The organism is Roseococcus pinisoli, from assembly GCF_018413645.1.
Taxonomy (GTDB): Bacteria; Pseudomonadota; Alphaproteobacteria; order Acetobacterales; family Acetobacteraceae; genus Roseococcus; species Roseococcus pinisoli.
Window position 1 is genome coordinate 974,851 of the sequence record NZ_JAHCDA010000002.1, and the last position, 20,272, is coordinate 995,122.

A 20,272-nucleotide genomic window follows, 5' to 3' on the forward strand; every position below is an offset into this window, starting at 1 on the left:
GGCCGGGTCATCAAGAAGGCCTAATGCCGGGCCGCGTCGGTCACGAAGAAGCCGACGCTGGTCTGCTCGTTCCAGACCTCGGCGCGCAGATGCCCCGTCAGCAGCAAGGGCGCGCCGCCCTGGGCGAGCAGCGCTTCTGCGAGCGGCCCTTCCTTGGCGCGGAAGCAGATCGCCTTGAGCCGCCCGCCATCCTCGCCCTCCAGGAAGGCGCGGATCGTCGCCCCCTCCTTCCCCACGCGCCCGGCCTTCACGACACGGGCCCGCGAGATGGCGAAGCAGGGCTCTTCGTTGCCGGCGCCGAAGGGCGCAAGGCGCGCGACGCTCTGCGCCAGCTCCGTCGTGGCACCGCGCACGCTGATGGCGCCCTCGATCACGAGCTCCGCTGCCCCGGGCAATTCGCGCGCCAGCGCCAGGCGCTCGTCGAGATGCGCGTGCAGGGCTGGGATCTTGTCGGCCTCGATGGTGAAGCCCGCCGCCATGACGTGACCGCCGCCCGCGATCAGCAGACCCGATTGTCGCGCCGCGATGATGGCCGCGCCCAGGTCCAGTCCCGGCACCGAGCGACCGGAGCCTTTGCCCAATCCCGCCTCGAAACCCGCCACGCAGGCCGGGCGGTTGAACCGCTCGCGCACACGGCCGGCCACGATGCCCACGACGCCGGGGTGCCAGCCTTCGTCCCGCAGCAGCAGCACCGCATGCCCCGCCTCGATCTGTGCCTCCGCCTGTCGCATGGCGGAGGTGAGGACGGCGGCCTCCACCTCCTGCCGCTTGCGGTTCACCGCATCCAGGCGCTCCGCGATGGCGCGGGCCTCGACGGCGTCCTCCTCCAGCAGCAGGCGCAGCCCGAGGTCAGGTGCGGCGATACGCCCGCCGGCGTTGATGCGCGGCCCCAGCACGAAGCCGAGGGTATGCGCGGAAGGCTCGTCGCGCAGGGCGGAGAGCTCCATCAGCGCCGCCAGGCCGACGCGCGACCGCCGGGCCAGGACGCGCAGGCCCTGGGTCACCATCGCCCGGTTCACACCGATCAGCGGCACCACGTCGCAGACGGTCGCCAGAGCGACGAGATCGAGCAATTCCCGCAGATCCGGCTCCGGCCGACCGGCAAAGAAGCCGCGGCGGCGCAGTTCGCGCTGCAGGGCGATGGCCGCCAGGAAGGCCACCCCGGCCGCGCAGAGCTGGCGCAAGCCGGAGGTGCAGTCGAGCCGGTTGGGATTGACCGCGGCGACGACGCGCGGCGGCGGCCCTTCGGACTTGTGGTGATCGAGAATGACGACGTCCGCGAGGCCCGCCGCGGCCGCCAACGCCTCATGCGCCGAGATGCCGCAATCCACGCAGACGATGAGCGTGGCGCCCCGGCCGATCAGCGAGGAAATTGCCGGCGCGTTCGGCCCATAGCCCTCGGCCAGGCGGTCCGGCACGTAGGGGATGACCTGGCAGCCCAGAACGCACAGCACCTGCGACATGAGCGCGCCCGAGCAGGCGCCGTCGACATCGTAATCGGCGAAGACCGCCACCGTCTCGGAACGCTGCACCGCATCGGCCAGCCGCGCGGCCGCACCATCCATGTCCAGCAGCAGCGAAGGGTCGGGCAGCAACGCCCGGAGTGTCGGCTCCAGGAAATGCGCGGCCGCCTCCACCTCGACGCCACGCGCGGCGAGCAGGCGGCCCACGACTTCGGGAAGATCGAGTTGCTGCGACAGCGCCGCGGCCCGCCGGGGATCGGCCGGGCGCCAGACCCAGCGGCGACCCGTGAGGCTGCGCTCGACGCCGAGCGCAGTGTCCATCACGGAGTCCCCGTCAAATGGGCTTCACCTTGAAGTTGTGGTGACCCTCGACATAGCGGACCGTGCCGGACTTGCTTCGCATCACGATGGAATGCGTGATCGCCCCGCCCGGGATGAGCCGGACGCCGCGCAGCATGGGGCCGGTGGTGACGCCGGTGGCGGCGAACATCACATCGCCGCTCGCCATGTCCTCCATGTCGTACTTCTTGCCGGGATCGTCGATGCCCATCTCCTTGGCGCGGACGATCTGCGCGTCATCCTCGAACATCAGGCGGCCCTGCATCTGGCCGCCGATGCAGCGCAGCGCCGCCGCCGCCAGCACGCCCTCGGGCGCGCCGCCGGAGCCGAGATAGAGGTCGACGCCCGTCTCGGGCTGAGCGCAGGCGACCACGCCGAAGACGTCGCCGTCCGGGATGAGCATGAGGCGCGCGCCGGCCGCGCGGCAATCGCGGATCACGTCGCGGTGGCGGTCACGGTCCAGCATGCAGACCGTCAGCTCGCCGATCGAGACGCCCTTGGCCTTCGCCATGGCGGCAAGATTCTCGGCCGGGCTGCGGTCGAGGTCGATCACCCCCGGCGGATAGCCCGGGCCGACCGCGATCTTGTCCATGTACACGTCAGGCGCATGGAGGAAGCCGCCGCGATTGGCGAGCGCGACCACCGCCATGGCGTTCGGCCCGCCCTTCGCGGTCAGCGTGGTGCCCTCGAGCGGATCCACGGCGATATCGGCCAGCATGCCGCCGCCGGTCTTGGCGTAGAGGCCGACCTTCTCGCCGATGAAGAGCATCGGCGCCTCGTCCATCTCGCCCTCGCCGATGACGACGGTGCCGTGGATGGCGACCGAGTCGAAGGCGCGGCGCATGGCCTCGACGGCCGCGCCATCGGCCGCGTTCTTGTCACCCTTGCCGACCCAGGAGCTCGCAGCCAGGGCGGCAGCCTCCGTCACGCGCACCAGCTCCAGGGCCAGGTTGCGGTCCACATTGCGGGCCTTGTTCTCGGTCTCGCTCATGGTTTCGGACACCCTTCTTTGATTAGCGGCTGAGCTGGAAATCGGCCGAGACGCGGGCCGTCGTGGTGACCTCTTCCGCGGTGACGGTGGGCGCCGTCGGACCGGAAGCGGAGGCCGAGAAGCTGCCGGCGCGCGCGGCCATCATCGGACGCACCATCGGCGACACCTCGACCGCCAGCTCGCGCATCTCCTCCACGCGCTGGCCGATCTCGGCGGCGATGGCCTCGGCGCGCGCCTGGACGGCGCGGATGGCCTCGCGCGTGGCGGCGTCCCGCGCGGTGCGCGCGGCGGCATCGCTCAGCGTCCAGCCCACCTGGTCGAGCTGCAGGCCGTCGGCCTGCAGGCGCGCAACCAGGCCCAGCACGGCCTCGCCGCCGCGCAACGACAGCGATTGCTGGGCCACGAACTGGCGCCGGGCCGTGTCGTTCGACGTGCCATAGGCGCCGGTCTCGGTCCGCGTGCCGGACACCGCGCGGGCGGCGGTGACGGCGGCGGCCATGCGCCGGTTGAGCTGCTCCTGGGCCTGCTCAGCCGTGGCCGCGCGGACCTCGACGCGCAGCGCGGCGCGCAGCTCGTCCGGGGCGGTCTTCACGCTGCCTTCCTCGGAGAGGCGCAGACGCGTGCCGGTGGCGGGCTGCGCGGCCGCGGCGAACGGCGCGAGCAGGACGGCAGCAACGAGGGCGCGGCGGATCAAAGCGTTTCGATCCGGATGAGGGCGGGCTGTTCCACCACGCTCGACAGTTCGGCGATCCGCTTCAGGGCTGCTTGCATCTGGGCCTCCTCACATTCGTGGGTCACCATTACCACAGGAACCGCTTCGCCGGGCGCGCGGCCGCGCTGGAGCATGGATTCGAGGCTGATGCTCATGTCGCGCAGCACGCCGGTCACGTCGGCGATCACGCCGGGCTGGTCCAGCACCATCAGGCGCAGGTAGTAGGCCCCGCGATGCCGCTCCATCGGCACGGGGGTGGAAGGCGCGAGCGCCTCCGTCCCCACGCCCCAGACCGGCGACTGGCAGCCGCGCGCGATATCCACGAGGTCGGCGACGACGGCGCTGGCCGTTGGCCCCGCGCCCGCGCCGCGTCCCTGCAGGACGATGCGGCCCACCGCGTCGCCCTCGGCCAGCACGGCGTTGAACACGCCGTCCACGCTGGCGACCGGGCTCGAGACCGGCACCATGCAGGGATGGACACGGGCGGTGACGCCCCCCTCCTCCCGGCTCGCGATGCCCAGCAGCTTGATGCGGTAGCCGAGCTCGCCGGCCAGCGCGATGTCGAGCGCAGAGATGTTGGTGATGCCCTCGATGTGCAGCGCCGCGAGGTCGACCTGCTGGCCGAAGGCCAGCGCCGCCAGGATGGCGAGCTTGTGCGCGGCGTCCACGCCCTCGATGTCGAAGGCCGGATCGGCCTCGGCGTAGCCCAGGCGCTGCGCCTCGGCGAGCACCTCGGCGAAGGGCAGACCCTTCAGCCGCATCTCGGTGAGGATGTAGTTGCAGGTGCCGTTCAGGATACCGGCCACGCGGCTGATGCGGTTGCCCGCCAGACCCTCGCGCAGCGCCTTGATGGCCGGGATGCCGCCGGCCACCGCCGCCTCGTAGGCGAGCGCCACGCCCTTGGCCTCGGCCAGCTTCGCCAGCGCACCGCCATGGGTCGCAAGCAGCGCCTTATTGGCCGTGACCACCGGCTTGCCGGCGGCCAGCGCCGCCTCGACCAGCTGGCGGGCCGGCCCCTCGGAGCCGCCCATCAGCTCGACCACGACCTCGACCTCGGGATCGGCGGCCAGGGCCACCGCATCCTCGTGCCAGCGCAGGCCGGAGAGATCGACGCCACGGTCCCGCGTACGGTCGCGCGCGGAGACGGCGACGACCTCGAAGGAGCGCCCAGCCCGGGCGGTAATCAGCGACGCATTGTCACGCAGCAGGCTCAGCACGCCGGCGCCGACCGTTCCGAGGCCGGCGACACCAAGTTTCAAAGGCTTGTTCATACGGGGTGAAGTTCCTCGACGGGTGCCACGTTGTCGCCCTGCAGGAAGCCGCGGATACCGCGCAGCGCCTGGCGGATGCGATGATTGTTCTCGACCATGGCGATGCGGACATGCCCGTCGCCATGCTCGCCGAAGCCGATGCCGGGCGCGACGGCGACCTTCGCCTTCGCCAGCAGTAGCTTGGAGAATTCGACCGAGCCGAGGTGCCGGAACTTCTCCGGGATCGGCGCCCAGAGGAACATGGAGGCCTCGGGCATCGGCACGTCCCAGCCGGCCTGCTGCAGGCCCTTCACCAGCACCTCGCGCCGGTCGCGATAGAGCTCCCGCATCTCGGCCACGCAGTCCTGCGGACCGTTGAGCGCGGCGGCGGCGGCCACCTGGATCGGCGTGAAGGCGCCGTAGTCGAGGTAGGACTTCACCCGCGCGAGCGCCGAGATCAGGCGCGGATTGCCGGCCGCGAAGCCCATGCGCCAGCCCGGCATGTTGTAGGTCTTGGAAAGGCTGGTGAACTCCACCGTGCAATCCATCGCGCCCGGGATCTCCAGCACGGAGGGTGGCGGCGTCGCGCCGAAATAGAGCTCGGCATAGGCGAGGTCGCTGAGGATGAAGAGCTCGTGCTGGAGCGCGATCTTCACCAGCTCCTTGTAGAATTCGCGGCTCGCCAGCAGCGCCGTCGGATTCGACGGGAAGTTCACGATCAGCGCGGTCGGCTTCGGCACGGAGTGCTTCACCGCGCGCACGATCGCCTCCAGCATCGCGTCATCCGGCGTGTAGGGGATGAAGCGCGCCGAGGCGCCGGCGATGATGAAGCCGAACTGATGGATCGGGTAGGACGGGTTAGGCACCAGGATGGTGTCGCCCGGGCTGCTGATGGCCTGGGCGAGGTTCGCCAGCCCTTCCTTGGAGCCCAGCGTCGCGACCACCTCGGTCTCGGGGTCGAGCTTCACGCCGAAGCGGTTGGCGTAATAGCCCGCGAGCGCGCGGCGAAGGCCAGGAATGCCCTTGGACATCGAATAGCGATGCGTCCGCGGGTCCTGCACGGCCTCGATCATCTTGGCGACGATGTGCGGCGGCGTCGGGCTGTCGGGATTGCCCATGCCGAGATCCACGATGTCCTCGGCGGCTGCGCGGGCCTTAGCCTTAGCCGAGTTCACCTCGGCGAAGACATAGGGCGGCAGGCGACGGATGCGGTGGAATTCTTCGGCCATGATGGCCCTCCCGGACGAAACGAAAGTGCCGCCTTTTAGAACGCTTCGTCGCTGCGGCGCAAAGCGCGGCTGCGCGGGTCAGCCATGGCGGGAAAATGCCGGGCTCAGCGGGCCGGAGGCGCAAGAAGGTCGGGCGACGGCGGTGGCGGCACCGCCGAGGGGGCCGGCGGCTCGGCGCTGCCGCCGGGCGCCGGCGCGACGGGCGCCAGAAGCTCCGGCGTCGGAAGCGCGGGAACGTCGCCGGGCGTCAGGCGATCCGGCGCCAACAGCTCGGGCGGACGCGCGGCCGGCCCGCCGGTGGCAGGCACGGGCTGGGCGGGACGCGGCGCCACCCAGGGGATGGCCGGCGCACCCGCGAGCCGCGGGGGCTCCGGCGGGCGCGCGGGGATCGGCGGCTGGCCCGGCGCATCGGGCTCGGTCAGCGGGGCCGCGGCGCGGCCGACCGGGACCTCGTCATGAGAAGCGCCGCGCTCGGCCTCCAGCCGGCGGGTCAGCGCCTCGCGGGCCGCGAGGTCCGGACGCTCCGGGATGGGAGGCACGCTGGCGAGGTTGGGCGTTGGCCGGTCCATCCCCGGCGGCGGCAGCCGTGAATCCATGGCTGCCCCGGAAATGTCACGGCCCAGCGCCCGGGGGTTGATCTGAACGGGAGTCGCGCAGCCCGCCAGGGCGAGCAGCGGCAGGCCGGCCAGGAGCAGCCGGCCGCCAACCCGTGGCCGCGCTTGATCCGTGGCGGGGCGGTCACTACCCTTCTCCATGCTGGTTCGGGCCATGTCCCTGGTGTGAAGCGTCACGCGGCGTCCTCGAGGCGTCAGATGATTGATAGCGCCGCTGGACGTGAGCGCGAAAGGGCGCAAGGTCGTCTAAGGTCGGGAAGCAACATATGACGCAGTCGCCGGGCGGGAAACCGCCGGAGTACCAGGTACCCGACCCAGCGCTGGTTTCGCGCACCATGGCGGAGGTGGCGGAGCGCGGGCAGCGCATCGTCCAGGATTTCCTGAAGCGCCAGTCGACGACGGACGGGTTTTCCGCGCCGCTCAACATCGGCTCCGCCTTCATGGAAATGACGGCCAAGCTCATGACCAACCCGGCCGCGCTCATGCAGGCGCAGCTCGGCTTCTGGCAGGACTATCTGACCCTCTGGTCGAACACCACGCGCCGCATGTTGGGCGACCCGAATGTCGATGCGGTGATCGAGGAGGCCAAGGGGGACAAGCGCTTCAAGGATGAGGCCTGGCGCGAGAACGAGGTCTTCGACTTCATTCGCCAGTCCTACCTGCTCTCGGCCCGTTACTTCACCAATGCCGTGCATTCGGCCGACGGGCTTGATCCGAAGACTGCCCAGAAGGTGGATTTCTACACGCGGCAGTTCGTCGATGCGATGAGCCCCGCGAACTTCGTGATGACCAATCCCGAGGTCCTGCGGCGCACCGCGGAGACGGGTGGGACCAATCTCCTCAAGGGCCTGTCGAACCTGCTGGCCGACCTGGAGCGCGGCAAGGGCAAGCTGCGCATCCGCATGACGGACGACAGCAAGTTCAAGGTGGGCGAGAATATCGCGGTCACCCCGGGCAAGGTGGTGTTCCAGACGCCGCTGATGCAGCTCATCCAGTACAACCCGACCACCGAGAAGGTGCTGAAGCGCCCGCTGGTGATCTTCCCGCCCTGGATCAACAAGTTCTACATCCTGGACCTGCGGCCCAAGAACAGCTTCATCCGCTGGGCGGTCGAGCAGGGCCACACGGTCTTCGTCGCCTCCTGGGTGAACCCGGACGAGGCGCTCGCCGAGAAGGGCTTCGACGACTACATGAAGGAGGGCGTGCTGGCCGCGCTCGACGCCATCGAAGCCGCGACCGGTGAGCGCGAGGTGAATGCCATCGGCTACTGCCTGGGCGGCACGCTGCTCGCCACCACCCTCGCCTACATGGCCACCAAGCGCGACAACCGCATCAAGTCGGCCACCTATTTCGTGACCATGACCGACTTCGAGGAAGCGGGCGAGCTTGGCGTCTTCATCGACGAGGAGCAGCTGAAGGCCCTGGAGGAGCGCATGGACAAGCGCGGCTTCCTCGATGGGCGCGAGATGGCGACGACCTTCAACATGCTGCGCGCGAACGACCTCATCTGGTCCTTCGTCGTGAACAACTATCTCCTCGGGCAGGACCCCTTCCCCTTCGACCTGCTCTACTGGAACGACGACAGCACACGCATGCCGGCGAAGATGCACAGCTTCTACCTGCGCCGCATGTACCAGGAGAACGACTTGGTGAAGCCGGGCTCGATCGAGCTCCTGGACACCAAGATCGACCTGCGGAAGGTGAAGGTTCCCACCTACATGATCTCGACGCGCGAGGATCACATCGCGCCGTGGAAGAGCACCTATCGCGGCACGCAGATCTTCTCGGGCCCGGTGCGCTTCGTGCTCGCAGCCTCTGGCCATATCGCGGGCGTCGTCAATCCACCGGATTCCGGGAAGTACAGCCACTGGGTGAACGAAGACCTGCCGCCCACCCCCGATGACTGGTTCGCCTCCGCGACGGAACTCGCAGGCAGCTGGTGGCCGGATTGGCAGCGCTGGGTCACCGGCCTCAACCGTGCCGAGGTCCCTGCCCGCCATCCCGGCGACGGCAAGCTCAAGGTCATCGAGGACGCGCCGGGCAGCTACGTCCGCGTGATGGCGATGGATTGAAAGAGGGAGTTCCCACTGGCCTCCGGGCCGGTGGGAACGATCTCAGCGGTCCGTGCGGCCGCCCATGCCGGAGGTGGTGACCCCGGAATCCATGAATTCGGAGGATACGCGCTGGTTGATCCGCCCGTCGGACTGCCGCCGCACGACCTCGTCGCGCAGGGCCGGCAGGGTCAGGGCCGTATCCGGGAACGGACCCGGCTCGCGCAGGCGGCTCATCGCCGGCCGGTCGGTGTCGCGGAAGTCAGGCCCGGTCAGCGCCCGGCTGGCGGCCGGCACATCCCCATTGGTCAGCGCACGCGACGCGGCGAGGAGTGCCGGCACGGTGGTGTCGGGCGAGGCGTCCGGCGCGATGGCCAGGGCCTGCCTCCCCTCCTGCACGCCGCGCCGCAGGCCGAAGAGGAAGGAATCGGGGATATTCTCCAGGCGGTGGCCCGGACGCGTCTCACCACCCAGCCACTCCAGCCGCGCGATGGCGAGGGCCGTGTGCTCGGGATGGCCTTCGAGGCCGGCACCGGCGCGATCGAAGTCGGACACCGCATGGTTCAGGACGGACAGCAGCGGCTGCGCGACCAGACCACCCGCCAGTTCGACGGGCGGTTCAGGCGGCGGCGGCCGCGTCATCTCCGCACAGGCGGCGAGAAGCAGCGCCGCTGCGAGCGGCAGGACCCTCATATTCTCGGGCGGCCGGTGAAGGGGAAATTGGACTCGGACTGAACGCGCGATGCGGCATCGGCGGCGAGCGCCGTCTGCGGCAAGGGCGGCAGTGCGGCCAGGCGAGCCAGCACGGCCGCGCCGCCCGGCGGAATGAGCGTCGGCGAAAGCGCAGCGGCGGCTGCGGCCTGATCGCCGGCGCGCATCGCCCGCCAGACGGTATAGAGGCCATCGACGACCGGCTGTGCCGGTTGCCCTTCGGGAATGCCCAGCGCCCGCCGCCATTCGGCGCGGGCCTGCTGGAGACGCACCGGCAACAGAGGATCGCGCTGCTGGAAGCGCGGGTCGGTCGGCAGTGACACCGCGAGGAATTCCATATCCGCGATGGCGCGGGCGGCCTCGCCGGGCCGTCCCTGGAGCCCGGCCTGGTTGGCGAAGGCGAAGGCGGCACGGGAGACGGCGGCGCGGGTGGGGTCCCCCGCGCCTTCGATCGAATCACGCGGCAACCGCGCTGATTCGGAGGTGGCGAACCCCTCCGCGCAACCTGCGAGGAGCAACGTCAGGAGGAGGGGACGCCGCTTCATCTCAGAGCGTCCGCTGCGGCGTGGTGGTGCGCAGCGCTTCCTGGGCCGTGGCTGCCGCGGCGGCCGTCTGCGGAAGACGCGGCAGCGCGGCGAGGCGGGTCAAGGTGGCAGCGCCACCCTGCGGGAACAGGCCATTCGGCAGCGAGGAGGCTGCCGCGTCCCGCTGGCCGGCCTCGAGCGCGCGGCTCGCCTGGTAGAGCGAGTCGATGACCGCCTGCGGGTCGGCCCCCGGCGCGATGCCGAGCGCGCCGCGCCATTCCTGGCGGGCCGTGAGGAGCTGTGGCCCCAGCGTCGGCGAGGCATTGGAGAAGTTGCTGGCGCGCGGCAGCGTCGCGGCAAGGAACTCCATCTGCGCGATGGCGCGCGCGCCCGAGGCAGGCTGGCCGGCGGCCGGGGTGCGCTCGCTGAAGACAGCATTCGTGGTCAGGATGGCGGACCGCGTCGGGTCACCGGCGCCGACCACGGCGTCGCGAGGCAGGACCGCCGATTCGCCCGCAGGAGCGGTAAGAAGAGGTCCCGAGCAGGCCGCCAACAAAGGCAGAGCCAGGAGAAGCGCACGGTTCATCAAGTCGTCCCTATGTAAAGACCGGCAGATCACGCGCCGATCATCTCATGAATATTTAGAGCAATTGGCCCGGAAAGTCACCCAGCACCGCAAGGTTCAGGGATGCGCGCCGCCGCCGCCTCCGCTACCGCCTCCGCCGCTACCGCCGCCGATGCCGTTCATCCTCTCCGTGTCGATACGGAGAAGCTCCCTCTCCATCAGCGCGCTGGCATTGCGCGTCGCGGGCAGATCGATCGGGCCGGAGAGGCGTGCCAGCGTCAGCGTCGGCTGGGTGAAGACCGCGGGCGAAAGCACCGGCGTCGCCTGGGCCTCGAAGGCGCGGGAGGCGCCGACAAACCCGTCCACGACCGCCTGGGGCGTGGCGCCCGGCGCAACGCCGAAAGCCGCGTGAAGTTCCCGCCGCGAGGCCTCCAACGCCGAGGCGGTGATGGGCGTGTATTCCGCCCATCGCACGTCCCATCGATAATCCGCCGCCAGATATTCCATCAGCGCCGCCGCCCTGGCTCGGTCGGCCGGCAGGCTCTGATGGTTGAAGGTAAAGGCGGTGGTCAGGATGGCCGAGCGCATCGGGTCCGCCGCGATGGGCGTGACGTCGGCGGGAAGCCGCGCGCTCGGCGGGAGGGGCCCGGTGGCGCAGGCCGCCAGGGGCACCATCAGCAAGACGGTTCGTACGGCGTTCCTCATGGCCGGAAAATTAACGCCGAACGATCCGCGATCTCAAGTTACGAAGTGGAACGCAACGAAGCGCGATGCCGTCCCGACAGCTCCACGTAATGTGGCGCGGTCGTGTCGAAGTTCGCCCGCTGCTCCACCGTGAGGACGCGGACCAGCTTCGCAGGGTTGCCCATCCAGAGCTCGAGCGAGCCCACGCGCTTGCCCGGCGGCAATACGGAACCGGCGGCAAGGACGCCGCCTTCCTCGATCACGGCGCCGTCCAGCACGGTCGCGCCCATGCCGACGAAGGCGCGATTGGCCAGCGTACAGGCGTGGATGATCGCCGCGTGACCGACTGTAACATCGTCGCCGATGACGGTGGGGAAGCTGCCCGAATTCACGTGGATGATCGTGCCGTCCTGGATGTTCGTCCGGGCGCCGATGCGGATGAAGTTGGAATCACCGCGCAGCACGCAGTGATACCAGATGTTCGACTTCTCGCCGATCTCCACGTCGCCGATGACGGCAGCCGTCGGCGCTACCCAGGCACGCTCGTCGACCTTCGGCAGCTTGCCCTCGAAGGGATAGAAAGGTCCGTTCATTCCGCAGCGATCCCCAGCGGCAGCGCCGCATCCACGTCGATACCCAGCATCAGGCCGAGATTCTGCACGGCCGCGCCCGAGGCACCCTTCCCCAGATTATCCAGCTTCGCCACCAGCACCGCCTGGTTGTGCGCGGCATTCCCGTAGACCCGCAGTTCCAGCATGTTGGAGCCGTTCAGCGAGAGGGGCTCCAGGCGCTGGCCGCCATCGGCCGGCATCACCTTCACCCAGCCGGACTTCGCGTAGCGGGCAGCGAGGACGGCTTCGAGGTCCGCCGCCTTCGGGTTGCCGGGCAGAGCATCGAGATGCAGCGGGATGCTCACCAGCATGCCCTGCGCGAAGTTGCCGACGCTCGGCACGAAGATCGGGCGGACGGACAGCCCGCTGTAGAGCTGCAGCTCGGGGACGTGCTTGTGCTCGAGACCCAGGCCGTAGAGGAAGAAGGGCGGCGCCGACTTCGTCTCCTCGAATTCCGCGATCATCGACTTGCCGCCGCCGGAATAGCCGGAGACTGCATTGACCGTGATCGGGGCGTCCTGCGGGATGATGCCCGCATCCACCAGCGGCCGCAGCAGGGCGATGCCACCCGTGGGATAGCAGCCCGGATTCGCCACGCGCTTGGCGGCAGCGATCTTGGCCGCATGCCCGTCGGTCAGCTCCGGGAAACCGAAGACCCAGTCGGGGTCGACCCGGTGCGCCGTGCTGGCGTCGAGCAGCTTCGGAGCCTTGTCGCCCATCTCGGCCGCGATGGCCGCGACCTCCTTCGCGCCGGTATCCGGCAGGCAGAGCACCACGGCGTCCACCTGCTCCATCAACCGGCGCTTGGCGGCCGGGTCCTTGCGGTCGGCGTCCGCGATCGAACGGATCTCGACCTGGGGATGGTTCGCAAGGCGCGCGCGGATCTGCAGCCCCGTCGTCCCGCTTTCGCCGTCGATGAAGATGCTCGGTTTCCTGGCCATGGGGGCCCTCCTGTTGGAACGAGTCTGAACGAGTCGGTCGGAAAAAACAAAAGGGGCGGATCCTTTCGGACCCGCCCCTTTCGGATAGCCGGCATGCAGGCCGGGCGTGACGCCCGGTCCGCAGGGCGTCAGCGCTTGGAGAACTGGAAGGAACGTCGCGCCTTCGCCTTACCGTACTTCTTACGCTCGACCGCACGCGGGTCGCGCGTCAGGAAGCCGGCCTTCTTCAGGATGCTGCGCAGCTCCGGCTCGTAGTTCACGAGCGCGCGGCTGATGCCGTGGCGCACCGCACCGGCCTGGCCCGAGAGACCACCACCGGCGACCGTCGCGACGACGTCGAAGGTCTGGTAGCGGTCGGCCACCAGGAAGGGCTGCGCGATCAGCATGCGCAGCACCGGGCGTGCGAAGTACTGCGAGGCCGGCTTGTCGTTGATGGTGAAGACGCCCTTGCCGGGCTTCACCCACACGCGCGCAACGGACTCCTTGCGGCCGCCCGTGGCATAGGCGCGGCCCTGCGCGTCACGCTTCGGCGCGACGGGGGCGGCAGCGGCTTCGGACCCGGAGGCGATGGTCGTGCCCTGAACCAGGTTCTTGAGGTCGGCGAGGGAGTTCGCCGTGGTCTGCTCGCTCATGGATTCAGGCCGCCTTCGACTGGGCGCCGCCGTTGGCGACATTCTTGCGGTTCATCGCGGCGACATCGAGCGCCACCGGGCTCTGGCCGTCATGCGGATGCTCCGTGCCGGCATAGACGTGCAGGTTCTTCATCTGCTTCCGGCCGAGCGGGCCGCGCGTGATCATGCGCTCCACCGCCTTGGTGATGACCCGCTCCGGGTAACGGCCGTCGAGAAGGTCCTTCGCCGAACGGCCCTTGATGCCGCCCGCATAGCCCGTGTGCCAGTAGAAGATGGACTGCTCGGCCTTGTTGCCGGTCAGCCGCACCTTGCCCGCGTTCACGATGACGACGTGATCGCCGCAGTCGACGTGCGGGGTGAAGGTCGGCTTGTGCTTGCCGCGGAGGCGGTTGGCGACAATGGTGGCGAGCCGGCCGAGCACGAGGCCCTCGGCATCGATCACCCACCAGTTCTTCTGGACCTCCGCCGGCTTCACCGAGCGGGTCTGTGTGCTGAGCATCTTAACCTTCGAGATCAACTAGGATTGCGACCGCTATTTGCCGGCTCGGCCCCGCAAGGTCAAGCGGAAAGCGGCATTTTTCAATGAGGTATCAAGATACCTACATCTTTGCGCCCCGGGAACTGGCGCTGAAGCGCGAGATGGGGCAGCGTACACGCCTCAACACGTGACGAAGTGATACCACATGAGCGACGAGAAGAAGGGGCCTGAGCCCAAGGGCCTGGCGCGCAACGCGGCGAACTACGGCGACAAGGAGTTCGCCCTCTACCTGCGCCGCTCCTTCGCGAAGTCCATGGGCTATTCGGCCGAGGCGCTGAAGCGCCCGGTGGTCGGCATCGTGGACACCGGCAGCGACCTCAACAACTGCCACCGCACCGCGCCCGAGCTGATCGAGGCCGTGAAGCGCGGCGTACTGATGGCCGGCGGCCTGCCCCTGGCCTTCCCGACGATCAGCCTCTGCGAGCCCTACCTGACCCCCTGCTCCATGCACTACCGCAACCTCATGGCGCTCGACACCGAGGCGATGATCGCGGCGCAGCCCATGGATTCGGTCGTGCTGATCGGCGGCTGCGACAAGACCGTCCCTGCCCAGCTCATGGCCGCCGCCAGCGCCGGCACGCCCGCCGTGCAGCTCGTGGTCGGCCCGATGAGCGCCAACCGCTACCAGGGTGAGCGGCTCGCCGCCTGCACCGACTGCCGCCGCTACTGGGCGCGCTACCGCGCCGGCGAGGTCTCGGGCGAGCGCATCCAGGAGATCGAGGGCTCGCTGGCCGTCACCGCCGGCACCTGCGGCGTGATGGGCACCGCCAGCACCATGGCCTGCCTGACCAGCACCCTCGGCTTCATGCCGCTGGACGCCGCCAGCATCCCCGCCGTGCATTCCGACCGCCTCCGTGCGGCCGAAGAGGCCGGTGCCCAGGCGGTCCGCCTCATCCACAAGCCCGTCCGCCCGGACGAGATCATCACCGAGAAGAGCGTCGAGAACGCCCTGCGCGTGCTGCTCGCCCTCGGCGGTTCGACCAATGCGCTGGTGCATCTCGCCGCCATCGCCGGCCGCGTCGGCATCAAGATCGACTACCACCGCCTGAACGAGCTCTCCGACACGACGCCGGTGCTGGTCGACCTGAAGCCCACCGGCGAAGGCTACATGGAGGACTTCCACACGGCCGGCGGCATGGTCGCCCTGCTGCATGAACTGCGGGACCTCCTGCACCTCGACACGAAGGACCTGGACGGCGTCACCCTGGCCGACCGCATCGGCGCCGGGCCGGCTTTCGTCGACCGCACCTATATCAAGGCCCGCAACGAGCCGGTCTCGCCGGTCGGCGGCATCGTCTCGCTTTTCGGCTCGCTGGCGCCAGACGGCGCGATCCTCAAGCGCAGCGCCGCCACGCCCAGCCTCTTCGAGAAGGAGGCCCGCTGCCTGGTGTTCGACGGCGTCGAGGATCTGGCCGCCCGCATCGACAGCGACGACCTGGACGTGACCGCGGACGATATCACCATCCTCAAGGGCGCCGGCCCGCTGAGCACCGCCGGTTTCCCCGAGGCCGGATACCTGCCGATCCCGCGCAAGCTGGCCCGCCAGGGCGTGAAGGACATGGTGCGGATGAGCGACTGCCGCATGTCCGGCACCGCCTTCGGCACGGTCGTGCTGCACATCTCGCCCGAGGCCGAGGCCGGCGGGCCGCTGGGCCTGGTGAAGACGGGCGACCGCATCCGGCTCTCCGTGGAGAATCGCAGCCTCGACCTGCTGGTGGACGAGGCGGAGCTGGCCAAGCGCCGTGCCGAGTGGAAGGCCAAGAGCGAGCCCAAGCGCGGCTGGGACGCGCTGGTGCATCGCGAGGTTCTCCAGGCGCCGCAGGGCGCGGATCTGCGCTTCCTCCTGCCCGAAGGCCGGTAAAAGGCTTGGAGCCAGACCGGGACCGTGCGAACTGGCTCCTCGACGAACCCGTTCGCTTCTACCGACGCGGTGAGCGGGTGGCCAACGGGCCACTCCGTGCGGAGGGCTTCTATGTCGATCCCTATTGCGACCCTGGCTGCTGCCGCCCCTCAGGCCCCTTCCCCACGCCCGAGGCCGCGCGGGAATGGGCGGGGTGCATAGGCAGGGCTGTCCTGATCGGTGACAAAGCGGCCTATTCCGCACTCGATGCCGAGGCAAAGCAGCTGGCCCAGACCAACATGATCGCGGTGATCGGCGCCTCCGGGAGATCGGGCTCGGCGCTGTGCCGCGCGCTGCGCGAACCCTTCCGCGCGGTCGTGCGCAGCACGGCCAAATGGCAGGCCCTGGGTATCGACGCCCCGGCTGCGCTGGCCGATCTGCAGGATCCCGCCTCGCTGCGGGCGGCGCTGGCCGGCGTGTCGGTCGTCATCTCCTGCGCTCATGCCCGCAATATCCCCGCGATCCTGGCCGCCGCGCCCGAGGACGCGACCTTCGTCTTCATGGGCAGCACGCGGCGCTATTCCCGCTGGCCCGACGATCATGGCGACGGGGTGCGCGCGGGCGAGGCCGCCTTCCTGGCGAGCGGCCGCTCCGGCTGGATGCTGCACCCCACCATGATCTACGGCGCCGAGGGCGAGGACAACGTCCAGCGCCTGGCTGCGCTGATGCGCCGCCTGCCGGTCCTGCCGCTGCCCGGCGGCGGGAGGAACCTGGTGCAGCCCATCCATCAGGACGATGTGACCGCCTGCCTGATCGCGGCCGCGTCTCTGGAAGCGGCGGGCCCGCAAGTCGTCACCATCGCCGGCCCCGAGGCCGTGACCTATCGCGACTTCTGCGCCGAGGTGGCGCGGGCGGCGGGCCTTCCGCCCCGGCCCGTGCTGGCGCTGCCTGCCGGCCTTCTCATCGCGGCAAGCCCGATCACCCGCCTCCTGCCGTTCCTGCCCCGCATCGGCGCCGAGGAGATCCGCCGGCTGACCGAGGACAAGGACTTCGGCGTCGGCCCGATGCGTGAAATTCTCGGCATCGCCCCCCGCCCTCTTGCCGAAGGTCTGCGTCGGACGTTTGCTTGAGGCAAACGAGGAGTCGTCGCCCCATGCCCATCATCAACCGCGTCGCGGAATTCCAGCCCGAGATGACGGAGTGGCGCCGCGACTTCCACATGCACCCGGAACTCGGCTTCGAGGAGTTCCGTACCGCGGGCATCGTCGCCGACAAGCTGCGCGAGTTCGGCTGCGACGAGGTGGTGACGGGCCTGGCCAAGACCGGCGTGGTCGGCGTCATCCATGGCACCAACGGCAAGACCGGCCGCGCCATCGGCCTGCGCGCGGACATGGACGCCCTGCCCATCCTGGAGGCCACCGGCCTGCCGCACGCCTCCACCATTCCGGGCAAGATGCACGCCTGCGGGCATGACGGGCACACGACCATGCTGCTCGGCGCAGCCAAGTACCTGGCCGAGACGCGCAACTTCGACGGCACCGTCTACGTGATCTTCCAGCCGGCCGAGGAGAACCTGGCCGGCGGTGGCGTGATGGTCGCCGAGGGCCTGTTCGACCGCTTCCCGATGGAGCGCGTCTTCGGCCTGCACAACTGGCCGACCGCGCCGGCGGGCACCTTCGTCTGGCGCGAGGGGCCGGTGATGGCCGCCGTCGCCAACCTCGAGGTCACGATCACCGGAAAGGGCGCGCATGGCGCCCTGCCCTTCCAGGGCAACGATCCGATCGTGATCGCCGCCGCCATCGTGCAGGCACTGCAGACGGTGGTGGCGCGCAACCTCGACGCCTCGGATGCGGGCGTCATCACCATCGGCCATATCAATGGCGGCCACACCTACAACGTGATCCCCGAGACGGTGACCATGCTCGGCACCGCGCGCTGGTTCCTGCCCGAGGTGGGAGACCTGCTCGAGCAGAAGTTCAAGTCGCTCGTCACCGGGATCGCCGCCAGCTTCGGCGCCTCGGCCACGGCCGAGTTCAAACGCGCCTATCCGGCCACGATCAACGAGGCGGAAAGCACGCAGCTCGCGCGCAAGGCCGCCCAGTCGGTCGCCGGTGAGCGCGTGCAGCAGATGGCCAAGCCCACGATGGGCGCCGAGGACTTCTCCTTCATGCTGAACGAGCGGCCCGGGGCTTACCTCATGCTCGGCGGCGGGAAGACCGACAGCGATCCCAGCGTCCACCATCCGCTCTACGACTTCAACGACGAGATCCTGCCCGTGGGCGCGAGCTATTGGGTGACGCTGACGGAGCAGCTCCTGCCCCGTGGCTGAGAGCCTCTCCCAGCAGGCCGCAGGGCCGGGGCAGCAGGCCCCTTCCCCTTCCGGCGTCAAGGCCGGAAGGCTCCCCGCGGACCAGCCCCAGCCAGCGGCGACCACCAAGGTTCCAGGCAGGCTCGAACTCTTCCTCGGCTTCGCGAAGATCGGCGCGCTGGGCTTCGGAGGCGTCGGCCCCTGGGCGCGGCATGTGATCGTCGAGGAACGCCAGTGGCTCACCGAGCGCGAATACGCCGAGGTGCTTGGGATGGGACAGATCCTGCCCGGCCCCAATGTGGGCAATGCGGCGGTGATGATCGGGCGGGGCTTCCACGGCCTGCCCGGCGCCCTGCTGGCTTCGGCGGGCCTCTATATCGGTCCGCTCTGCATCCTGATCGTCCTCGCGATGCTCTATGACGCCTATGGCGCCCTGCCGCGCGTCGCGCCCTTCATGACGGGCGTGGCCGCCGCGGCGGCCGGCATGGTCATCGGCATGGCGCTGAAGATGGGCTTCAACCTGAAGCCACCCGTGCAGCTTGTGGCCGTCGGCCTCCTCGCCATGGGGGCGGCCGCCTGGCTGCGCCTGCCCCTGCCGCTGATCGTGGTGATCCTGGCGCCGCTCGGCATCTGGATCTCGCTCCGGCTCGCGCGGAAGCCCCAGCCGTGATCCTGCTCGGACAGATCCTCATCGCCTTCGCCACCCTGTCGCTCCTGGCGATCGGCGGCGCCAATGCCGTTCTGCCCGAGATGCACCGGCTGCTCGTCGACGTGCATCACTGGATGGACGACGCGACCTTCACGCAGCTCTTCGCACTGGCCCAGGCTGCCCCGGGGCCGAACATCCTCGCCGCCTCGGTGATGGGCTGGCACATCGCGGGGCCCGCCGGGATGATGGTGGCCACGCTCGGCATGCTGGTTCCAGCCGCCTGCCTCGCCTGGATCATGGCGGGGCTGACCATCCGCCTGCGTGGCAATACCTGGATGAAGCCGGCGCAGTTCGGGCTGGTGCCGATCGCCGTCGGGCTGATCGCGGCCTCCGGCCTCATCATGGCGCAGGCGACGGTGACGGGCTGGGCGGCGCTGGTCATCGTCATCGCCGCGACACTCTTCGTCTGGCGCACCAAATACTCGCCGCTCTGGGTTCTGCTGGCGGGCGGTCTCGTGGGGTTGGTGCTGCTGTGAGCGAGCGGCCCAGCCGCACCGCGCTTTTCCTTGGATATCTGCAGATCGGCCTGACGTCCTTCGGGGGCGTCAATGCCTGGGCCCGGCGCTTCTTCGTCGAGAAGAAGGGCTGGCTGACCGAGCAGGAATATGCCGAGGTCCTGGGCATCGGCCAGGTGCTGCCCGGCCCCAACGCCCTCAACACCGCCATCGGCATCGGCACGTATTTCCATGGCGCGACGGGGGCGATCGTCTGCGCGCTGGGCCTCTTCACCGGGCCGATGGTCCTGCTGGCCGCCGTCGCCTCGCTCTACGACACCTACGGCCAGCTGCCGCTGGTCCGCGCGATCCTGACCGGCATCGCGGCGGCCGCCGCCGGCATGGTGATGGGCACGGCGGTGAAGATGGTCACCAAGCTGCGCCCTTCGCGGACGCTGCTCTGCATCGGCCTTGCCGCCTTCACCCTCGCCGCACTGAAGGTCCGCATGCCTTATGTGCTGCTGATGCTGGCGCCGCTGGGCCTCATCGCCGCCTGGCGTGAGCTCGACCGGTGACCGGCGAGGACGACCTCTGGCCGCTCGTCACCGGCTTCCTCGGCATCTCGCTGCTGAGCGTGGGTGGCGGCATCGCCGTGCTGCCGGAGATGCACCGGCTGGTCGTCGAATCCCACGGGTGGATGGACGGCCTCGCCTTCGCCAAGCGCTACGCGCTCGCCCAGGCCGCCCCGGGGCCGAACATCATGGTGGTCGGGCTGATCGGCTGGCACGTCGCCGGCGCGATCGGCATGGTGTCCGCCATGCTGGCGATGTGCGGGCCGACCTCGCTGCTGGCCTATGCCTTCGCGCGGCTGCGGCGGAGGGTGGCCGGCGCCCGCTGGATGCGCGTCTTCGAGCGCGGGATGGTGCCCATCGCCATCGGGCTCATCGCGGCCTCCGGCCTGCTGCTGGCATCAGGTGCGGCCGAAGGCTGGCTGCCGGTGGCCATCAGCGCGGGCAGCACGCTTTTCGTCTGGCGCACCAGGCGCAGCCCGCTCTGGGTGCTGGCCGTCGGTGCCGTGCTCGGCGCGCTGTTCCTGCATTGAGCGCGCGCCGGGAGGCCAGGCCTC

At 69.8% G+C, this 20,272-nt stretch carries 22 protein-coding genes; 8 read left to right on the forward strand and 14 right to left on the reverse strand.

Features of this window, described 5'->3' with window-relative positions; genetic code table 11:
• Window positions 1-20: 20 nt before the first annotated feature.
• From recJ to KHU32_RS13360, 6 genes are all read right to left on the reverse strand, one after another.
• Window positions 21-1,784 carry a single-stranded-DNA-specific exonuclease RecJ gene (recJ, locus tag KHU32_RS13335; RefSeq protein WP_213670569.1) on the reverse strand — a complete coding sequence of 588 codons (1,764 nt, stop codon included), beginning with the start codon at window positions 1,782-1,784 and terminating at the stop codon, window positions 21-23.
• A 13-nt stretch (window positions 1,785-1,797) separates the two neighbouring features.
• Entirely contained in the window at window positions 1,798-2,793 is a 996-nt protein-coding gene (glpX, locus tag KHU32_RS13340; RefSeq protein WP_213670570.1) for a class II fructose-bisphosphatase, read from the reverse strand.
• Window positions 2,794-2,815: 22 nt separating this feature from the next.
• Complete coding sequence (locus tag KHU32_RS13345) at window positions 2,816-3,487, reverse strand: SIMPL domain-containing protein (protein WP_213670571.1); 672 nt, start codon at window positions 3,485-3,487, stop codon at window positions 2,816-2,818.
• Entirely contained in the window at window positions 3,484-4,776 is a 1,293-nt protein-coding gene (locus KHU32_RS13350) for a homoserine dehydrogenase (RefSeq protein WP_213670572.1), read from the reverse strand. Before KHU32_RS13350 ends, KHU32_RS13345 begins: the two co-directional genes overlap by 4 nt.
• Window positions 4,773-5,984 (reverse strand): LL-diaminopimelate aminotransferase, encoded by a 1,212-nt coding sequence (locus KHU32_RS13355; RefSeq protein ID WP_213670573.1) that lies wholly within the window; start codon window positions 5,982-5,984, stop codon window positions 4,773-4,775. The genes KHU32_RS13350 and KHU32_RS13355 overlap by 4 nt, the downstream gene beginning before the upstream one ends.
• Window positions 5,985-6,088: 104 nt before the next feature.
• The gene (locus tag KHU32_RS13360) at window positions 6,089-6,775 is read right to left on the reverse strand and encodes a hypothetical protein (RefSeq protein ID WP_213670574.1); all 687 of its coding nucleotides are present in this window, start codon (window positions 6,773-6,775) and stop codon (window positions 6,089-6,091) included.
• An 89-nt stretch (window positions 6,776-6,864) separates the two neighbouring features.
• Between KHU32_RS13360 and KHU32_RS13365 the strand changes: the two genes are divergently transcribed.
• Entirely contained in the window at window positions 6,865-8,670 is a 1,806-nt protein-coding gene (locus KHU32_RS13365) for a PHA/PHB synthase family protein (RefSeq protein WP_213670575.1), read from the forward strand.
• 42 nt (window positions 8,671-8,712) lie between these two features.
• Here KHU32_RS13365 and KHU32_RS13370 read toward each other — a convergent pair whose 3' ends face one another.
• The 8 genes from KHU32_RS13370 to rplM form a co-directional block, all read right to left on the reverse strand.
• Window positions 8,713-9,342, reverse strand: a complete 630-nt coding sequence (locus KHU32_RS13370) for a hypothetical protein (protein WP_213670576.1) — start codon at window positions 9,340-9,342, stop codon at window positions 8,713-8,715.
• Entirely contained in the window at window positions 9,339-9,827 is a 489-nt protein-coding gene (locus KHU32_RS13375) for a hypothetical protein (RefSeq protein ID WP_213670577.1), read from the reverse strand. Before KHU32_RS13375 ends, KHU32_RS13370 begins: the two co-directional genes overlap by 4 nt.
• 79 nt (window positions 9,828-9,906) lie before the next feature.
• Complete coding sequence (locus KHU32_RS13380) at window positions 9,907-10,470, reverse strand: hypothetical protein (protein ID WP_213670578.1); 564 nt, start codon at window positions 10,468-10,470, stop codon at window positions 9,907-9,909.
• 96 nt (window positions 10,471-10,566) lie between these two features.
• On the reverse strand, window positions 10,567-11,130 hold the full coding sequence (locus tag KHU32_RS13385; protein ID WP_213670579.1) for a hypothetical protein: 564 nt from the start codon (window positions 11,128-11,130) through the stop codon (window positions 10,567-10,569).
• Window positions 11,131-11,192: 62 nt separating this feature from the next.
• Window positions 11,193-11,726: a gamma carbonic anhydrase family protein gene (locus tag KHU32_RS13390; RefSeq protein ID WP_213670580.1), complete on the reverse strand. Its 534-nt coding sequence runs from the start codon at window positions 11,724-11,726 to the stop codon at window positions 11,193-11,195.
• Window positions 11,723-12,685 carry an N-acetyl-gamma-glutamyl-phosphate reductase gene (gene argC / locus KHU32_RS13395; RefSeq protein ID WP_213670581.1) on the reverse strand — a complete coding sequence of 321 codons (963 nt, stop codon included), beginning with the start codon at window positions 12,683-12,685 and terminating at the stop codon, window positions 11,723-11,725. Before argC ends, KHU32_RS13390 begins: the two co-directional genes overlap by 4 nt.
• Before the next feature lie 128 nt (window positions 12,686-12,813).
• On the reverse strand, window positions 12,814-13,317 hold the full coding sequence (rpsI, locus tag KHU32_RS13400) for a 30S ribosomal protein S9 (RefSeq protein WP_213670582.1): 504 nt from the start codon (window positions 13,315-13,317) through the stop codon (window positions 12,814-12,816).
• 4 nt (window positions 13,318-13,321) lie between these two features.
• Entirely contained in the window at window positions 13,322-13,816 is a 495-nt protein-coding gene (gene rplM, locus KHU32_RS13405) for a 50S ribosomal protein L13 (RefSeq protein ID WP_213670583.1), read from the reverse strand.
• Between the two features lie 184 nt (window positions 13,817-14,000).
• Between rplM and KHU32_RS13410 the strand changes: the two genes are divergently transcribed.
• The 7 genes from KHU32_RS13410 (at window position 14,001) to KHU32_RS13440 (ending at window position 20,248) form a co-directional block, all read left to right on the forward strand.
• A complete protein-coding gene (locus KHU32_RS13410) occupies window positions 14,001-15,716 on the forward strand; it encodes a dihydroxy-acid dehydratase (RefSeq protein WP_213670584.1) in 1,716 nt (571 codons plus the stop codon).
• Between the two features lie 278 nt (window positions 15,717-15,994).
• Window positions 15,995-16,825 (forward strand): NAD(P)H-binding protein, encoded by an 831-nt coding sequence (locus tag KHU32_RS13415; protein ID WP_213670915.1) that lies wholly within the window; start codon window positions 15,995-15,997, stop codon window positions 16,823-16,825.
• 23 nt (window positions 16,826-16,848) lie between these two features.
• Window positions 16,849-18,024, forward strand: a complete 1,176-nt coding sequence (locus KHU32_RS13420) for a M20 aminoacylase family protein (protein WP_213670585.1) — start codon at window positions 16,849-16,851, stop codon at window positions 18,022-18,024.
• Window positions 18,017-18,673 (forward strand): chromate transporter, encoded by a 657-nt coding sequence (locus tag KHU32_RS13425; RefSeq protein WP_213670586.1) that lies wholly within the window; start codon window positions 18,017-18,019, stop codon window positions 18,671-18,673. Before KHU32_RS13420 ends, KHU32_RS13425 begins: the two co-directional genes overlap by 8 nt.
• Window positions 18,670-19,188 carry a chromate transporter gene (locus tag KHU32_RS13430; RefSeq protein ID WP_213670587.1) on the forward strand — a complete coding sequence of 173 codons (519 nt, stop codon included), beginning with the start codon at window positions 18,670-18,672 and terminating at the stop codon, window positions 19,186-19,188. The genes KHU32_RS13425 and KHU32_RS13430 overlap by 4 nt, the downstream gene beginning before the upstream one ends.
• Window positions 19,185-19,721 carry a chromate transporter gene (locus KHU32_RS13435; RefSeq protein WP_213670588.1) on the forward strand — a complete coding sequence of 179 codons (537 nt, stop codon included), beginning with the start codon at window positions 19,185-19,187 and terminating at the stop codon, window positions 19,719-19,721. The genes KHU32_RS13430 and KHU32_RS13435 overlap by 4 nt, the downstream gene beginning before the upstream one ends.
• Complete coding sequence (locus KHU32_RS13440) at window positions 19,718-20,248, forward strand: chromate transporter (RefSeq protein WP_213670589.1); 531 nt, start codon at window positions 19,718-19,720, stop codon at window positions 20,246-20,248. Before KHU32_RS13435 ends, KHU32_RS13440 begins: the two co-directional genes overlap by 4 nt.
• Window positions 20,249-20,272 lie beyond the last annotated feature (24 nt).

Excerpts from the sequence above, each read along its gene's own strand:
- recJ (WP_213670569.1), bottom strand. The coding sequence starts at position 1,784 with ATGGACACTGCGCTCGGCGTCGAGCGCAGCCTCACGGGTCGCCGCTGG.
- glpX (WP_213670570.1), bottom strand. The coding sequence starts at position 2,793 with ATGAGCGAGACCGAGAACAAGGCCCGCAATGTGGACCGCAACCTGGCC.
- KHU32_RS13350 (WP_213670572.1), bottom strand. The coding sequence starts at position 4,776 with ATGAACAAGCCTTTGAAACTTGGTGTCGCCGGCCTCGGAACGGTCGGC.
- KHU32_RS13355 (WP_213670573.1), bottom strand. The coding sequence starts at position 5,984 with ATGGCCGAAGAATTCCACCGCATCCGTCGCCTGCCGCCCTATGTCTTC.
- KHU32_RS13365 (WP_213670575.1), top strand. The coding sequence starts at position 6,865 with ATGACGCAGTCGCCGGGCGGGAAACCGCCGGAGTACCAGGTACCCGAC.
- KHU32_RS13370 (WP_213670576.1), bottom strand. The coding sequence starts at position 9,342 with ATGAGGGTCCTGCCGCTCGCAGCGGCGCTGCTTCTCGCCGCCTGTGCG.
- KHU32_RS13380 (WP_213670578.1), bottom strand. The coding sequence starts at position 10,470 with ATGAACCGTGCGCTTCTCCTGGCTCTGCCTTTGTTGGCGGCCTGCTCG.
- KHU32_RS13390 (WP_213670580.1), bottom strand. The coding sequence starts at position 11,726 with ATGAACGGACCTTTCTATCCCTTCGAGGGCAAGCTGCCGAAGGTCGAC.
- argC (WP_213670581.1), bottom strand. The coding sequence starts at position 12,685 with ATGGCCAGGAAACCGAGCATCTTCATCGACGGCGAAAGCGGGACGACG.
- rpsI (WP_213670582.1), bottom strand. The coding sequence starts at position 13,317 with ATGAGCGAGCAGACCACGGCGAACTCCCTCGCCGACCTCAAGAACCTG.
- rplM (WP_213670583.1), bottom strand. The coding sequence starts at position 13,816 with ATGCTCAGCACACAGACCCGCTCGGTGAAGCCGGCGGAGGTCCAGAAG.
- KHU32_RS13410 (WP_213670584.1), top strand. The coding sequence starts at position 14,001 with ATGAGCGACGAGAAGAAGGGGCCTGAGCCCAAGGGCCTGGCGCGCAAC.
- KHU32_RS13415 (WP_213670915.1), top strand. The coding sequence starts at position 15,995 with ATGATCGCGGTGATCGGCGCCTCCGGGAGATCGGGCTCGGCGCTGTGC.
- KHU32_RS13420 (WP_213670585.1), top strand. The coding sequence starts at position 16,849 with ATGCCCATCATCAACCGCGTCGCGGAATTCCAGCCCGAGATGACGGAG.